13 protein-coding genes are annotated in these 15,915 nt (G+C 46.2%); 6 read left to right on the top strand and 7 right to left on the bottom strand.

Translation table 11 applies throughout. The annotated features are described in order from the left end of the window. Positions 1–26: 26 nt before the first annotated feature. The gene (locus tag D2V93_RS03845) at positions 27–548 is read right to left on the bottom strand and encodes a DUF1697 domain-containing protein (RefSeq protein ID WP_119618465.1); all 522 of its coding nucleotides are present in this window, start codon (positions 546–548) and stop codon (positions 27–29) included. Positions 549–595: 47 nt separating this feature from the next. Continuing rightward, positions 596–1,144: a cysteine hydrolase family protein gene (locus tag D2V93_RS03850; protein WP_119618466.1), complete on the bottom strand. Its 549-nt coding sequence runs from the start codon at positions 1,142–1,144 to the stop codon at positions 596–598. 124 nt (positions 1,145–1,268) lie between these two features. Between D2V93_RS03850 and D2V93_RS03855 the strand changes: the two genes are divergently transcribed. Together D2V93_RS03855 and D2V93_RS03860 are read left to right on the top strand one after the other, a co-directional pair. Continuing rightward, positions 1,269–2,033, top strand: a complete 765-nt coding sequence (locus tag D2V93_RS03855; protein WP_119618467.1) for an exodeoxyribonuclease III — start codon at positions 1,269–1,271, stop codon at positions 2,031–2,033. 60 nt (positions 2,034–2,093) lie between these two features. After that, entirely contained in the window at positions 2,094–3,134 is a 1,041-nt protein-coding gene (locus D2V93_RS03860) for an aldo/keto reductase (RefSeq protein WP_072876091.1), read from the top strand. Between the two features lie 136 nt (positions 3,135–3,270). Here the strand turns inward: D2V93_RS03860 and radA are convergent, their stop codons facing one another. From radA to panC, 5 genes are all read right to left on the bottom strand, one after another. After that, positions 3,271–4,632 carry a DNA repair protein RadA gene (radA, locus tag D2V93_RS03865; RefSeq protein WP_119618468.1) on the bottom strand — a complete coding sequence of 454 codons (1,362 nt, stop codon included), beginning with the start codon at positions 4,630–4,632 and terminating at the stop codon, positions 3,271–3,273. Positions 4,633–4,754: 122 nt separating this feature from the next. Continuing rightward, positions 4,755–5,900: an alpha/beta hydrolase gene (locus tag D2V93_RS03870; RefSeq protein WP_119618469.1), complete on the bottom strand. Its 1,146-nt coding sequence runs from the start codon at positions 5,898–5,900 to the stop codon at positions 4,755–4,757. A 24-nt stretch (positions 5,901–5,924) separates the two neighbouring features. Next, positions 5,925–6,890 carry a lysylphosphatidylglycerol synthase transmembrane domain-containing protein gene (locus D2V93_RS03875; protein WP_119618470.1) on the bottom strand — a complete coding sequence of 322 codons (966 nt, stop codon included), beginning with the start codon at positions 6,888–6,890 and terminating at the stop codon, positions 5,925–5,927. Positions 6,891–6,892: 2 nt separating this feature from the next. After that, on the bottom strand, positions 6,893–7,243 hold the full coding sequence (panD, locus tag D2V93_RS03880; RefSeq protein ID WP_072876081.1) for an aspartate 1-decarboxylase: 351 nt from the start codon (positions 7,241–7,243) through the stop codon (positions 6,893–6,895). Between the two features lie 12 nt (positions 7,244–7,255). Continuing rightward, positions 7,256–8,104 carry a pantoate--beta-alanine ligase gene (panC, locus tag D2V93_RS03885; RefSeq protein WP_072876079.1) on the bottom strand — a complete coding sequence of 283 codons (849 nt, stop codon included), beginning with the start codon at positions 8,102–8,104 and terminating at the stop codon, positions 7,256–7,258. 102 nt (positions 8,105–8,206) lie between these two features. Between panC and D2V93_RS03890 the strand changes: the two genes are divergently transcribed. The 4 genes from D2V93_RS03890 (at position 8,207) to D2V93_RS03905 (ending at position 15,845) form a co-directional block, all read left to right on the top strand. Further along, positions 8,207–9,016, top strand: a complete 810-nt coding sequence (locus D2V93_RS03890; protein ID WP_072876854.1) for a glycogen/starch synthase — start codon at positions 8,207–8,209, stop codon at positions 9,014–9,016. A gap of 5 nt (positions 9,017–9,021) precedes the next feature. Then, complete coding sequence (locus tag D2V93_RS03895) at positions 9,022–10,845, top strand: DUF4270 family protein (RefSeq protein WP_119618471.1); 1,824 nt, start codon at positions 9,022–9,024, stop codon at positions 10,843–10,845. 130 nt (positions 10,846–10,975) lie between these two features. Beyond that, positions 10,976–12,823, top strand: coding sequence for a glutamine--fructose-6-phosphate transaminase (isomerizing) (gene glmS, locus D2V93_RS03900; RefSeq protein WP_072876075.1), 1,848 nt, complete (start codon positions 10,976–10,978; stop codon positions 12,821–12,823). 205 nt (positions 12,824–13,028) lie between these two features. After that, positions 13,029–15,845 carry a TonB-dependent receptor gene (locus tag D2V93_RS03905; RefSeq protein WP_119618472.1) on the top strand — a complete coding sequence of 939 codons (2,817 nt, stop codon included), beginning with the start codon at positions 13,029–13,031 and terminating at the stop codon, positions 15,843–15,845. The last annotated feature ends 70 nt before the right edge of the window (positions 15,846–15,915 follow it).

Below are 15,915 nucleotides of genomic sequence, written 5' to 3' on the forward strand. Positions count from 1 at the left end.
GTCTGATCATAGTCAATTCTTTGCCATCACGACTTCACCATCTCCACCAACTTGTTGATGGTGTTCAGGTTTCTGGCTGTCATAGTCACGCCTGGCAAAGCCTTCCCTATTTTTTCCACCAATTTGGAGCGGCCTATGCCTTCTGGGGCGTAGAGGTAAAACACCTTTTCAATTAGGATGTACCGTTCGCTGTCGGCTTTTAAGGAATCCAAAAGCGCCTCATCAAAAATTTCGGGTTCCTTGTCCAGAAAAAAATAATGGATGGTCTTTTCCTGGTCGCTCTCGTAGGGGCAATTCGCCACGGCGGCCATGAGCTCGTCCCTGCCCAACACAAAAATGTAGGGCATAAACCCAAACTTCTGCTCTATCAGTTGTCCAATTTGGTCCAAAGGTCGTTGCGGACTTTCAAAAACCACATTCCCACTTTGGATGTAGGTCCTGACATTGGAAAATCCGTTGGACTCCATCAGTTGTTTCAGTTCCTTCATGGGAACAATATGATTTCCCCCGACATTGATGCCTCTTAGCATTGCAATCCAAGTTTCCATTTGATGTGTTTTTCTAAAATGGATAAAAAAGGAGAAGATAATCAATTTTACAGACTCTTCAAGAACGTGTCCGTATCCATGATGTGGGCAAATTCCCGATTCAAGATGGCCAGTTCGGTGTGGTAGATGAGGTCGGCCCCATAAACTTGACCGTTCACGCCCACTTTGTCAAAGGCCGCGGTGGCATCCGATATCAAAACAACAGCAAAGCCCATATTGGCCGCCATTCGCACCGAAGTGGAGATACAGTGTTCCACGGTAAGACCAACGATAACAAGTTCCGAAATGGCCATTGCCCTAAGCTGGGTTTCAAGAGCGGTACCTATGAAGGCACTGTTCACGTTTTTGGCAAAAATAGGCTCACCATTGATGGGTTCCACCAAGGGGTGTAACGCATTCCCTTTTTTGGAGGGGTGCAATGGGGAATCGGGGTTGGTGGAATCGTGCTTCACATGGAACACGGGCCATTGTTTTTCCCTAAAGGCCAACAAGATTTTCCGGCAATTCTCCTCTGCCATGGGATTATTGCGTTCTGTGCCATAAAAAGCCATTTCCTGTAGACCAAGTTGGATATCGATCAGAACAAGTGCCGTCATATGGTTGTGTTTGGACTTAAAATTACGACAAAAGGAACTGCAATCTGTTTTTGGAATAGGGCCATTGTTAAATTCAATTTTAAGAAGAAGCATACAATGGCTATTTTTAGGAAAAATTTTAAAGATGAAAATCGTCTCTTACAATGTGAACGGCATCAGGGCCGCACTCAACAAAGGTTTTGTGGAATGGTTGCAGGCGGTAGATCCGGATGTGGTCTGCCTACAGGAAACCAAGGCCATGGTGGACCAAGTGGATACCTCGGTTTTTGAAGAAGCGGGATATCCCCACCATTATTGGTTCAGTGCCCAGAAAAAAGGGTATAGCGGAGTGGCCTTACTTTGTAAGCAACAGCCCGATCATGTGGAATATGGTACGGGCATAGATTATATGGACCATGAAGGAAGGAACCTCCGCGCCGATTTTGGGGACCTTTCCGTCATGAGCATGTATCTGCCCTCCGGGACCAATTTGGACCGTTTGGACCATAAGCTGATGTACATGGCCGATTTTCAAAAATATGCCGATGTCCTTCGGAAAGAGCGCCCCAACCTGATCGTGTGCGGGGACTACAACATCTGTCATGAAGCCATTGACATCCACGATCCCGTGCGGAACAAGAATGTTTCCGGCTTTCTGCCCGTGGAGCGGGAATGGATAGGCAACTTTATCAACAGTGGGTTTATTGACAGTTTCCGACATTTCAACAAAGAGCCCGACAATTATACATGGTGGAGCTACAGGGCCAATGCCCGGGCCAACAACAAGGGCTGGCGGTTGGATTACGGCATGGTGGCAGAGCCTTTGGAGAGCAGGTTGAAGCGTTCGGTGATCCTATCCGAGGCTGTGCACAGCGACCATTGTCCCATTTTGTTGGAAGTGGAAAAATAACCTTGGCTTAAAAGTCAATGTTTTGGTTTAGTTACCTTTGACCGTCCTAAATTTGATATGATGAAATACACCAGAATCCCACATACCGACATCCGAATAAGCAAAATATGCCTTGGCACCATGACTTGGGGCAGGCAGAACACCGAGGAAGAGGCCCATGAACAGATGGATTATGCCCTGGATCAAGGGGTGAATTTTTTTGACACCGCAGAGCTCTATCCCATTCCCGCAAAGAAGGAACTTTATGCAGTGACCGAGGAATTTATTGGGAACTGGTTCAAAAAAACCGGGAACAGGGACAAAGTGGTATTGGGGTCCAAGATAGCGGGAAAAGGACATGCCGCTACGCATATCAGGAGCACTGGGTTCAGTAAGGAATCCATCATAAGTGCGGTGGAAGGCAGCTTACAGCGGCTCCAAACGGATTATATCGACCTGTACCAACTGCATTGGCCCGAACGGAACACCAATTATTTTGGGCAACGGGGATTCAACGCACATATCATTGATGGTTGGGAGGACAATATCCACCAAGTTCTGGAGACCCTTCGTGATCTGATTGCCGAAGGAAAGATAAGGCATGTGGGCCTTTCCAACGAAACACCATGGGGGACCATGCGGTTCTTGGAGGAGAGCAAAGTGCACAGGTCCCTGCCACGTATGTTGACCATCCAAAACCCTTATAACCTTTTGAACCGTTTGTTCGAGGTGGGGCTTTCCGAAATTTCGACACGTGAAAAAATTGGATTGTTGGCCTATTCGCCCATGGCTTTTGGGGTACTCAGCGGAAAATATTTGACCGAGATTCCCCCAAGAAAGGCAAGGGTTTCCCTTTTTCCCAATTACAATAGGTACAGTGGGGAAACCGCCACCCAAGCCACTGAGAAATATGCCCAACTGGCCCAAGAACATGGGTTGAGCTTGGCGCAGATGTCGTTGGCCTTTGTGAACACCCGACCATTTTTAACGAGCAACATCATCGGGGCGACCAGTATGGAGCAGCTTGAGGAGAACATTGAGAGTATCGATGTGGACCTTTCGGATGAGGTGTTGGAAGGAATCGAGGCCATCCATAATGCTATTCCGAACCCAGCGCCATAAAATGTATAGTGAAACAACTAGTTTCTTCAATCATTTTGTGTTCTTCAGAATGAATGAAGTTTTTCTATGGGCAGTGAACAAGTTTCAAGTTCAAGAGCAAAAGTATTCGTGACCATTCGTGAAATTTGTGTCTATATCACCCAAACAGGGCACTCACCACATCCTCGATTTTGGAAACCTTACGGATTTGGATGCCTGTATTTTTCAGACCGATTTTATTGTTTTTGGAAACAAAAATGGTGGAGAAACCTAGTTTTTCGGCTTCCAGAATACGTTGGTCCACACGTTGCACCGGACGGATTTCCCCAGCAAGGCCCACTTCCGCAGCAAAACAGATGCCCTTTTCAATAGGGATATCGGCATTGCTGGACAATATAGCGGCCATAACGGCAAGGTCAATGGCGGGATCGTCTACCGAAATGCCCCCGGTGATGTTCAAAAAGACATCTTTGGCGGCCAATTTAAATCCTGCCCGTTTTTCAAGAACGGCCAAGAGCATGTTCAAGCGTTTGGCATTGAACCCGGTTGCGGAACGTTGTGGAGTTCCATAAACCGCAGTGCTTACCAACGCCTGAATTTCTATCAACAACGGACGCATGCCTTCTACGGTGGCGGCAATGGCAGTTCCGCTGAGGTCTTCCTGATTTTTGGAAATCAATACTTCGGAGGGATTGTTCACCTCCCTCAACCCACTTCCCTGCATTTCGTAAATACCGAGTTCTGCCGTGGAACCAAAGCGGTTTTTTAGCGAACGAAGGATTCGGTAGACGTAATTGCGGTCACCTTCAAATTGCAAGACAGTATCTACCATGTGCTCCAAAATTTTTGGTCCGGCTATGGTTCCGTCTTTGGTGATGTGTCCCACCAGAATCACCGGGGTGTGACTTTCCTTGGCGAATTTGATGAGTTCGGCGGCACATTCACGGATTTGCGAAATGCTCCCTGCAGCGGATTCAATATAATCGGTATGCAGGGTCTGGATGGAATCGATGACCACTAGATCGGGTTCCAAGGCGCCGATTTGCTGAAAAATGTTTTGAGTCTTGGTTTCGGTGAGGATGTAGCAGTTTTCGCTATTGGGTTGAATACGGTCGGCACGCATTTTGATCTGTCGCTGGCTTTCCTCACCGGAAACATAAAGGGTTTTGTACGGCAGTTTTAAGGCAATCTGCAACAATAGGGTACTTTTTCCAATGCCAGGTTCGCCTCCCAATAAGGTCAATGAACCAGGGACCAATCCCCCACCTAGAACACGGTTGAACTCTTGGTCCAAGGTATCCAGTCGAAGTTCTTTCTCATGGGTGATTTCGGAAACACGAAGGGGTTTGCTGGCCTGCTTTACCGATGAGATATCGGTTTTCCAACTCCTTTTTTCTTCCTTCTGTACCACTTCTTCCACAACAGTGTTCCATTCCTTGCAGGAGGAACATTGGCCTACCCATTTGGCATATTGGGTGCCGCAGTTTTGGCAAAAAAAAGCTGTTTTGGTCTTGGCCATTCCTTGAATTGGTGAAGGCCTAAAGATATGGATTTAGATGGATGATTGGACCATTGGATTTTTGGATTGCTTGATTTTTGGAGCATTTTTTCCAACGCTCTAATTATCCAAGAATTTAAAGATCAATAGCCAAAATCTGCTTTAAGGGCATCTATTTTTTCAAGGGCCATGTCTTTGGTCAAGAAGTCGATCTCCTGCATTTGGAATGCTTTTTCGAAAGTTTTGAACGCTTTTTTGGGCTCCCCGATCTCTTCGTAATATTCTCCCTCAAAATAGAAGCCCATCATAGTGTCGGGATATTCTTTTTTGCAGAGCTCGGCCAAAGGTTTCAGGGATTCGTAATCTTCCTTTTTCCTGCAAGCGGCATAAATGGCCATGATATCGTTGAGTTCCACAGGTTTTTGGAAGCCAAACAGTTTTTCTATGGTGCTGTACCGGTTTTCCAAATAGTTGAACACGGGTTCTTCGGAGGTCAATATCTCCGACTTGTATTCGGCAGGACTGATGGGCCGGAATATTTTAAAGACATTGTCAAATGCCTTTCCAATGCCATAGGCCGCGATGGACGAATGGTCGGCACTTTCATATTCATCAAAGAAATAGTGCAGGTTTTCCTTGGTGATGGAATTGATGCTGTGGTTCATTTGAAGGATACGTTGCCTATCGTCCGAGGGTTCTTTCTCGACAATCAGGTTGTAGAAGATCACTTGCTCGAGTGCCGAAAGGCGTTCGGGGACCCGGTTCTCCATTTCTGTGGCCAAGGTGGGCGATATGCTCACATAGGAATTGAATAGCGAACGGTCCTTGAACAGGTAATAGTTGCCAAAATTGGCGGTGATGTCATACCCCACGAACATTTTGAAAGGGGCAATGTTGTAGCTGGTCTCCAAATAAGGGATAAGCTCCGTGCCCAGAAACTCATAGAACATTTTTCCCTTGTCGGAAGGGAGTCCCGAGAATTCTTCATGGGCGCAATCTTCCAATCGGATATCGTTCTCGGCCTGGCCCACACCTACCACGATTACCTGGGGCATGCGATCCAAACGGCTTTGGAACTTGGCATTGACCACCACAAGGTCAAAAAGGTACTCGGCGTCCAGCACGACCAGCAACGGGTATTTTTTTTCTTCGGAATAGTCCTCGGGAAAATAGTAGGAGACATTTCTTCTTTCCTGAAGTTTGAAGGATTCGAAGATCTCCTGTTTGACCTGGGCGCCAACATTGAAGCACACCAAGCCCAACAATAGGAATTGTAGTTTTTTGTTCATTGGTTAAGTTTTGTGCGGCTAGGGTTACCGATTTCTATTCAATAACGGTAATACGATGAAGGATATTGTGCCGAAAACGACCACCATGAGGGTCTGCGCGATCCACATAATCCACCCAAAGGCATCCCCGGAAACAGAGCTGACGCCAAAGATGCCCAAGGCCGCACTCACAGCGATGGGGTAGAGGCCGATTCCACCATTGGTGGTGGACATGGCAAAGGCACCGGCCACAAAGGCGACCAAAAGCTCACTGAGAGAAAGGGAGGTGGTCTCGGCCACGGTATGTTTTATCACCCAGAACATGCCCACATAGGCAACCCATATGAAGAGTGTGTGGAAGATGAACGGCCATTTTTTCTTCATTTTGAAAAGGCTGAGCACGCCGTCCAAAAGTCCGTTGAGGAATGTTTTCAGTTTGCTGGCAAAGGGTGATTTGGATTTTCGGATGATGTAGGTGGCCAAAAACAGACCGACGATTCCCACCAACAAAATACCAATGGCGCCTATGATATTCACCCCTTTTTCTTCCAAAAAAGCAAGGATGATATCCGTTTGCAATACCAAGGTGACCATCACGATGAGCAAGAGCATCAACAAATCGATGACCCTTTCGGAGACGATGGTGCCAAATCCTTTTTCAAAAGGCACTCTTTCATAGGTGGTCAGTGCTGTGGCCCTTAGGATCTCCCCGGAACGTGGTATCCCCAAATTTGCAAAATAGGAGATTAGGACAATCAAGATACTGTTCAGCGTCTTTGGCCTGTAACCAAGAGGCTCTAGAAGGTATTTCCAGCGGATGGCCCTGGAGATATGACTAAGGATGGCCATGACCACGGATACGGTGACCCAAAACGGGCTGGCGTTGGAAATGTAATGGATGATCTGTTTGCGCTCTTCGGGTGTGGTGGAACTGTAGGAATACCAGACCAAGAACAGCCCAAAGGCTATGGGGACACCTATTTTGAGAAATTTTTTCAGGGAGCTGCCCAAAACTAGTTCAGTAGATTGGTGGCCTCGTTCGGGAAGACCAACGCAGGGTTGAATGCCTTTGCTTCCTCAATGTCCATCCAGGCGTAGGTGATGAGGATGAGTACGTCGCCCACGGCCACTTTCCGGGCTGCGGCACCGTTTAGGGTGAGTTCGCCAGACCCCCTAGGTCCGGGGATGGCGTAGGTCTCCAACCGTTCACCATTGTTGTTGTTGACGATCTGCACTTTCTCGCCCCTGATGATGTTGGCTGCGTCCATAAGGTCTTCGTCAATGGTGATGCTGCCTATGTAGTTTAGGTCGGCCCCAGTGACTTTTACCCTATGGATTTTTGATTTTACAACTTCTACTTGCATGGTGCAAAATTATCAATTCAATCTTAGATTATCAATTAAGCGTACGCCATCGGCATAAACGGCAATGAATGCCCTATATTTTTGGTCGTTCTGTTTTTTCAGCATGGGTGTCAGCGTGTTCTCATCGGCTATCTCAAAATACTCCAAGTTGAACACGGGATTTTTCCCAAATTCCGATTTTACCCAGTGCCGGATGCTACTTGCACTTTCCGTGCCAAATTTTGATTTGGCGGCCAGTAGCGTTTCATAGATCAGGCCAGCTTCTTCCTTGGTCGTTTCGGAGAGGCGTTCATTACGGGAACTCTTGGCCAATCCGTTGGGTTCCCGTTCTATAGGGCAGCCAATGATGGCATAGGGCAGTTTTTTGATCTGCACCATTTTACGGATGATCTGTAGCTGCTGGAAATCCTTTTCGCCAAAATAAGCCTTATCGGGGGAGACGGTCCTCAACAAAAGCTCTACAATGGTGCCGACACCATTGAAATGCCCTGCCCGGAACTCGCCCTCCATCACCTTGTCCAGACCGTCGAACTCATAGGATTGTGATTTCACGGACTTGCCATAGATCTCATCAATGGATGGTGCGAAGACGATGATTTGATCGGATTCCTTTTGCAACAGTTCCACATCCCTTTCCAAACTCCTGGGATATTTTTCCAGATCGTCCTTTTTGTCAAATTGGGTGGGGTTCACAAAAATACTGACCACTACCAATCCATTCTCGGAAAGCGCCTTTTTTACCAAAGAGACATGCCCCGTGTGAAGTGCCCCCATAGTGGGCACGAGGCCGATGGAGATGTTTTTTTTTCTCTCGTCCTGTAAGAAGGAAACAAGCTCCTTTTTGCGGTCGAATATGTGCATGGCGACATTCAAGAGCGTGCAAAAATACTATAAATACTGGTAATCAGCATAATTTTTGTACTTTTGCAGCTACGTTTTTCAGATAAACAAAAGAAAGTGTTTATGAATGGTAAAAAGATATTGTTTGTATCTTCTGAATTAGTTCCATACCTCCCAGAGAATCCAGTTTCCTTAATGTCGTACGAAGCACCGAGAATGGTGAACAGCAATGGGGGGCAAATACGCATTTTCATGCCAAGATATGGAAATATCAATGAAAGAAGGCATCAATTGCATGAAGTCATACGCTTATCGGGGATGAACTTGGTCATAAATGACATGGACATGCCCCTGATCATCAAGGTGGCGTCCATTCCAAGGGAACGTATCCAGGTCTATTTCATAGACAACGAGGAATATTTTAAACGAAAGGCGACTTTCAAGGATTCGGAAGGGAAGCTGTTTCCTGACAATGACGAACGCGCCATCTTTTTTGCCAAGGGGGTGGTGGAAACCGTCAAAAAGTTGAACTGGTCGCCAGATATCATCCATGTGCATGGTTGGATGGCCTCCCTGTTGCCCCTATACCTCAGGAAATACTATGCCGACGAGCCTTTGTTCGCCGACAGCAAGATTGTCACATCGGTCTATGGAAAGGGATATGACGGGGAGCTGGACAGTGAGATGATCAACAAGATTTCCTTCGATGGGATAGACAAGAGTGATATTTCATACCTATCCAATCCCGACTATAATAATTTGTTAAAGGTTGCCGTAGATTATTCCGATGCCGTTATTTTAGCCTCGGAGGAGATGTCGGAGGATCTGAAGGACCATATAGCCAATCTTTCCAAACCCGTACTGCCCTATGTTTCGCTTCAGGAAGCAGAAGAGGCATACACAAATTTCTATAAAACGGAGGTTTTAAAATAAATTGCATGAGATTTTCCAGAATCATTAAAGTTTCAACCTTGGTTGGGACTTTGTTTCTACTGATAGCTTCTTGTGAAGACGAGCTGAACACCATTGGAGAAGGTGTTGTTGGAGGAGAGCCCTTTAATACAGGAAAGGTCGAATATGGGGTGTTTGCCTACAACAAGGGCATAACCGCCGTCCAGACCAATAGGTTGCCACTGTACCAATTGGGAACGTTTACCGACCCTATATATGGAAAAAGAACGGCCAGCATTATTTCCCAGGTCACTTTGACCACTGAGAACCCCACTTTTGGGGACCTTACACAGGCAGCCGAGGACAATGCAGATTCTGACGACAGTGCATCCACGGTCAAGGAAAATGAAACTGTTAAGGAGGTCTATCTCTACATCCCTTTTCAGTTGCCACCTTCTGGGGACAGCGACGGTGACGGGGTAGACGATGAGTTTGAAGAAGGAGAGGATGTCAACGATCCCAACTCTGATTGGGACGGTGACGGTGTGACGGACAATCAGGAAAGGGTCATAGGCTCTGACCCATTTGACCCTAACGAGGATGGTACAGGGGACGATTTTGTGGCCAACAACTTTGTCAGGCGATATGATTTGGACAGCATATACGGGGATAGGACAGCAACCTTTAATTTGAGTGTTTCCCGCTCCAACTATTTTCTAAGAAATTTGGATCCTAATTCTGGCTTTCAGGAAGCGCAAGAGTACTATTCCAACCATGATTTTTCTGGTTTTATCGGAGAACTTATTGCCAATGAGGAAGTCACCATTAGCAATGAGGATATCATCGTATCCTATAAGGATGATGACCCGGATACCGACGTTGATGAATCCAATCAAATAGAGACTAAATTGACCCCGGGAATCCGTATCCCGCTGAGCAACGAATTTTTCCAGACCAACCTTTTGGATATGGAAGGAAAGCCAGAATTGCTGAACCAATCCAATTTCAGGAATTTTTTCAGGGGCATCCACCTTTCCGGAACAAACATGGAAGAACTCATGTTCCTGTTGGATATTACCAGGGCCACCATAACGGTCACCTATGAATACCAAGACTACGATACGGAAGAGGAGACCGTCGTAACTGCCGAAAGGGATTTTGTGCTTGGGCTGATGATGAACACCAACAATGGTGTTTCAGGCAATGCTGTAAATGTCTTTGAAAATGAGGCCTTTCCAGCGGATGTTGCCAGTGCACTGGACAATGGGGAGAATGCACCAAGAATATATGTAAAAGGAGGGGCCACGTTGACAGAGATCAGACTTTTTGACGAATTGGAAAACGAGGGGTCCCAACTCATCGATCAGGTAAGGGCCAACAATTGGATCATCAACGAGGCCAATCTGGTATTTTATGTGGACAGGGAAACCTTGGATAATTCGGGCGGAACCGTGGAAGAACCACCAAGATTGTACCTTTTCAATGCTGAGACCGGTTTTCCATTGTACAACACGGCCAATGAGGCAAATACGCCGAACACTACGCCAAACCCATTGAATTACTACACCAACCACGATGGTGTCATACAGAAGGAAAGCGGGAAAGGTATAAAGTACACCATACGGATAACGGAGCACATCAACAACATCATTGTTCGGGATTCATCCAATGCCAAATTGGCCCTTACATTGACATCCAATATCTCATTCCCCAATATTCAAGAAGCGGTGGGTAATGTGTCCAATGCGGTGGACTATCCCGTGATGTCTGCTGTTAGCCCCTTGGGGACAGTGCTCTATGGAAGCAATGTGGCTCCGGGAGAAGAAGGGAAGAAACTAAAACTTGAGATTTTCTACACCGAGGCCAATTGATGGCTACCACTTGAAGAAGATTTTTGGGTGTTCATCGTTTTAACGTAACGAATACATGGATTTTGGTCAAGAGATTTTAAATTTGATGGCCGCTAACCCCCAATAGTGGACTTTAACTAAAAAAAATCTTATGTGTGGAATAGTAGGTTACATTGGTCATCGGGATGCTTATCCCATAATAATAAAAGGCCTTCAAAGGCTCGAGTATAGAGGGTACGACAGTGCGGGAATAGCACTTTACGACGGGGAGAACACCCATCTTTCCAAGACCAAGGGGAAAGTGGATGACCTCAAGCAAAAGACCGAGTCATCCATTTCAATTTCCGGCAAACTAGGGCTTGGACATACAAGATGGGCCACCCACGGGGTCCCCAACGACGTCAACTCGCATCCCCATTTTTCCAATTCCGGGGATTTGGTCATCATCCACAACGGTATCATAGAAAATTACGATTCCATCAAACAGGCATTGATCAAGCGTGGCTATACGTTTGAATCCGACACAGACACCGAAGTGTTGGTCAACCTTATTGAAGAAGTAAAGAACAAAGAAGGTGTCAAACTGGGTAAGGCCGTGCAGATAGCGCTCAACCAAGTGGTAGGGGCCTATGCCATTGCTGTTTTTGACAAGAACAAACCCGATGAGATAGTGGTGGCCAAACTGGGAAGTCCATTGGCCATTGGCATCGGTGAAAACGAATATTTTATTGCATCGGACGCTTCCCCTTTTATTGAATACACCAACAATGCGATATATCTGGAAGATGAGGAAATGGCCATTGTGAGGATCGGCAAGGAAATCAAACTACGAAAGATCAAGGACGATGCGATAGCCTACCCTAACATTCTGGAACTTCAACTCAATCTTGAGGAAATTGAAAAAGGAGGGTACGAGCATTTTATGCTGAAGGAGATTTACGAACAGCCCAGGGCCATATTGGACACCTACAGGGGCCGCTTGTTGGCGGATAAGGGCATCATCAGGATGGCGGGTATCGATCAAAACCTGGAAAAGTTCCTGAATGCCAATAGAATCATCATCGTGGCCTGTGGAACATCATGGCATGCCGGACTTGTGGCAGAATACATTTTTGAAGACCTGGCCCGTATTCCGGTAGAAGTGGAATATGCCTCCGAATTTAGGTACAGGAACCCGGTCATCACCGAAAAGGACGTGCTCATTGCCATATCACAGTCAGGAGAGACCGCCGATACCTTGGCTGCCATCAAATTGGCAAAAGAAAAAGGAGCCTTTGTTTTTGGGGTCTGCAATGTGGTGGGTTCATCCATAGCTAGGGAAACCGATGCAGGAGCCTATACCCACGCAGGTCCGGAAATAGGAGTGGCATCGACCAAGGCGTTCACCACCCAAATTACCGTGTTGACGCTAATCGCGCTCAAGTTGGCCCACGAGAAAGGAACCTTGTCGCAATCCAAGTACCATGAATATTTGGCTGAATTGGAAAGTGTCCCTTCCAAAGTGGAAAAAGCGCTTTTGTCCAACCCGATTGTAGAAGAAATCTCGAATATTTATAAGGACTCACCCAATTGTCTTTATCTGGGTAGGGGGTACAATTTTCCAGTCGCTCTGGAAGGAGCCCTGAAGCTAAAGGAAATCAGCTACATCCATGCAGAGGGATATCCGGCCGCAGAAATGAAGCACGGACCCATTGCCTTGATCGATGAGCAAATGCCAGTGGTGGTCATTGCTACACGAAAAGGGCACTATGAGAAAGTTGTGAGCAACATTCAGGAAATTAAATCCAGAAAAGGAAGAATCATAGCCATTGTCACCGAAGGGGATGTATCCGTTAGGGAATTGGCCGATCACGTGATAGAGGTGCCAGAAACCTCCGAAAGCCTTTCACCGCTTTTGACCACCATACCCTTGCAATTGCTGTCCTATCACATTGCCGTGATGCGTGGGTGCAACGTGGACCAGCCAAGAAATTTGGCAAAGTCCGTCACCGTGGAGTGATTTTAAGACATATTTTCAAAGAAAAGGCGCCGATATTGGCGCCTTTTTTATTGATACAGTATTTTTGAGCATGGAATTTTGTCAAAAAAGTATTATGCATGCATAATTTTTTCCATATTTGTAGAAATCAAATGAAAAAAAATGTATCTTCCACATACATTGCTTAACAGGCACTTAAACCAAATTTAACTCAAATTCATAGCCAATGAGAAGACTTATGTTCATTTTCCTTATGCTGATTGGTATTGTCTCAAATGCACAGACAACCGTCCAAGGAAAAGTAGTTGATGAAAATAGCCAGCCCATCCCCGGGGCCAATGTGGTCTTGGTAGGAAAAACCGAAGGAACCGTTACGGACTTCGATGGGAACTTCACTTTCAATACCTCACAGGCCCCACCGTTCCAACTTAGGATAACGAGTATCGGGTTTTCAGATTTTGTGGCCAATGTCACTTCCAATAACCAGACCCTTTCCATTACCCTAGCCGAAGCCTCTACCCTTTTGGATGAGATTGTCATTTCAGCGTCGAGGACACCCGAGCGGATTTTTGAATCCCCGGTTTCCGTGGAGCGTTTTGGACTTAAGGAAATAAAGAACACCACCTCCGAATCTTTTTACGGAGGCTTGCAGAACCTGAAAGGAGTGGACATCAACACCAACAGTTTGACCTTTCAGTCCATCAACACAAGGGGTTTTGCCACTTTTGCCAACAATAGGTTTTTGCAATTGGTGGACGGAATGGACAACACCGCGCCCGGTCTCAACTTCGTTTTGGGTAACTTGGTCGGGATGTCCGAACTGGATGTACAGAGCGTGGAGATCCTACCTGGGGCCTCCTCTGCCCTATACGGTGCAGGAGCCTTCAATGGTATCCTTTTCATGAACAGTAAAAACCCATTTGATTTTCAAGGAATAAGTGCCTACGCTAAAGGCGGGGTCACGGTACAGGATGCCGCTGGGAACAACTTTTACAAGGACTTCGGCATACGGGCCGCCCATGCTTTTAGTGACAAAGTGGCCGTTAAGGCAAACCTATCGGTGTTGACCGGTGAGGATTGGCATGCCAATAGTACAGTGGACCTCAACAACCCTGGCGCCGATCGTTCCAATCCAGGATATAATGGGCTGAATGTGTATGGTGATGAAGTGGCGACAACTCTGGATTTTGATGACCTTGCTCTTCCAGATCTTCCAGATGGAACAAAGCAAGCTTTGCCTTCAGGTACGGTAGGGTCTGCATATGTTTCAAGAACAGGTTATGATGAAGCGGATCTGGCTGATTATGGAGCGGAAAGTGTGAAATCGGATTTTGCATTGCATTATCGACCCTTTGCCAACGATTTTGAAATCATCCTGAACAGCAGGATTGGTCGTGGAACCACTATTTACCAAGGGGCCAATCGCTATGCGGTAAGTGGGTTCACCATGCAACAGCACAAGTTGGAGATCAAGAACAAGAATTTCTTCCTTCGTGGATACATCGTTTCCGAAAATTCCGGTGATGCGTATGATACGCGTTTTGCGGCAATCAACATAAATAGATTATGGAAGAGAGATGCCCCAAATCCTGATGATCCAAGTGAAAGGTCGTGGTTTGGAGATTATGCTGGGACATATATACCTACATTTTTAGGGTTGGTGCAGCAAGGAACATCTCGAGAAGATGCTTCTGTTCAAGCACATGCAGCAGCAAGGGCGTATGCCGATCAGGGAAGGTTGATTCCTGGAACTCCTGCCTTTGAAAGTGCGTTCAACCAAGTGACCAACGATGGAAATTTAACTACGGGGGCCAAATTTATCGATAAGACCAAGTTCCGCCACATCAATGGAAACTACAACTTTGCCCATTTGATTGATAACTGGGCCGATTTGCAACTGGGAGGTTCTTTCAGGGAGTATGTATTGAATTCCAACGGGACCATTTTCACGGATATTGATGGACCCATTTCCTATAACGAATATGGGGCCTATGTGCAGCTTCAGAAAAAATTCTTGGATGATCGGTTGAAGTTTACCGGTTCTGCCCGTTACGACAAAAACGAGTTCTTTGATGGATTTGTTTCGCCAAGGCTTTCTTTGGCCTATACCGCCGGGGAAAAAAGAAACCACAACTTGAGGGTTTCCGTACAGCAAGGTTTCAGAAACCCTACCACCCAAGATTTGTTTATAGGGTTGAATGCGGGCTCTGCAATATTGGTAGGTTCTGCTCCCACTAATTTGGACAGGGACATTAGAACTTTTAGTATAAGTGAAAGGGCCCAAAATGATTATGGATTACCCGCTACAGTACAAATTACTGGCAGGGCCGCTTATGAAAATGCTTTCTCCCGTACTTCGGTCCAAAATGGCACTCCACAAGCAGTGAACACACCCTTAGTAAAACCAGAAGAAATCACAGCTTTTGAAGCTGGGTACAGGGCTCAGTTGGGTCGGTTTACAGTAGACTTGAGTGGATATTACAACAGTTATTCAGATTTCTTGGCCAATACTGTAACCTTGGTGCCTTTTTATGGTACAGCTGGGGATGGTGCTCTCTCGTTGGCTGCACTCAGGAATAATGATTTTCAGGCTTACCAGACCTATACCAACTCTGATGCAGCTATCAATTCGTATGGAGGAACAGTGGGTGTGGACACCAAGATCGGAAATTTTGATTTTGGGGTCAACTATACCTATGCCGAGTTGGACATCGATGAAGGCAAATACCCAGATTTAAGGACCAATTTCAACACCCCAAAACATAAGGTGAAAGCCTCTTTCGGGAATGCGGCGCTCTTCAAGAACTTTGGCTTTAATGTGAACTACAGGTGGAGCGACAGCTACTATTGGGAAGCTTCCTTCGCCGATGGGGATATTCCTGCCTTTACCGTTTTGGATGCACAGGTCAACTATGCGGTGCCCAGCATCAAGTCGGTGTTCAAGGTGGGTGGATCCAACTTGTTGGGTGATGAATATTATACCGCGATCGGCACAGGTAACATAGGTTCCATTTACTATGTTTCTTGGGCCATAAATCCTTAAAAAATACGAATGGAATATTTAAAAAGGCACTGAATTTTTCAGTGCCTTTTTTCTTTTTAAAAAAACAAAA

This window comes from Flagellimonas taeanensis, from assembly GCF_003584105.1.
Lineage (GTDB): Bacteria > Bacteroidota > Bacteroidia > Flavobacteriales > Flavobacteriaceae > Flagellimonas > Flagellimonas taeanensis.

Excerpts from the sequence above, each read along its gene's own strand:
- D2V93_RS03850 (WP_119618466.1), bottom strand. The coding sequence starts at position 1,144 with ATGACGGCACTTGTTCTGATCGATATCCAACTTGGTCTACAGGAAATG.
- panD (WP_072876081.1), bottom strand. The coding sequence starts at position 7,243 with ATGCAAGTAGAAGTTGTAAAATCAAAAATCCATAGGGTAAAAGTCACT.
- D2V93_RS03855 (WP_119618467.1), top strand. The coding sequence starts at position 1,269 with ATGAAAATCGTCTCTTACAATGTGAACGGCATCAGGGCCGCACTCAAC.
- glmS (WP_072876075.1), top strand. The coding sequence starts at position 10,976 with ATGTGTGGAATAGTAGGTTACATTGGTCATCGGGATGCTTATCCCATA.
- panC (WP_072876079.1), bottom strand. The coding sequence starts at position 8,104 with ATGCACATATTCGACCGCAAAAAGGAGCTTGTTTCCTTCTTACAGGAC.
- radA (WP_119618468.1), bottom strand. The coding sequence starts at position 4,632 with ATGGCCAAGACCAAAACAGCTTTTTTTTGCCAAAACTGCGGCACCCAA.
- D2V93_RS03895 (WP_119618471.1), top strand. The coding sequence starts at position 9,022 with ATGAGATTTTCCAGAATCATTAAAGTTTCAACCTTGGTTGGGACTTTG.
- D2V93_RS03890 (WP_072876854.1), top strand. The coding sequence starts at position 8,207 with ATGAATGGTAAAAAGATATTGTTTGTATCTTCTGAATTAGTTCCATAC.
- D2V93_RS03860 (WP_072876091.1), top strand. The coding sequence starts at position 2,094 with ATGAAATACACCAGAATCCCACATACCGACATCCGAATAAGCAAAATA.
- D2V93_RS03870 (WP_119618469.1), bottom strand. The coding sequence starts at position 5,900 with ATGAACAAAAAACTACAATTCCTATTGTTGGGCTTGGTGTGCTTCAAT.
- D2V93_RS03905 (WP_119618472.1), top strand. The coding sequence starts at position 13,029 with ATGAGAAGACTTATGTTCATTTTCCTTATGCTGATTGGTATTGTCTCA.
- D2V93_RS03845 (WP_119618465.1), bottom strand. The coding sequence starts at position 548 with ATGGAAACTTGGATTGCAATGCTAAGAGGCATCAATGTCGGGGGAAAT.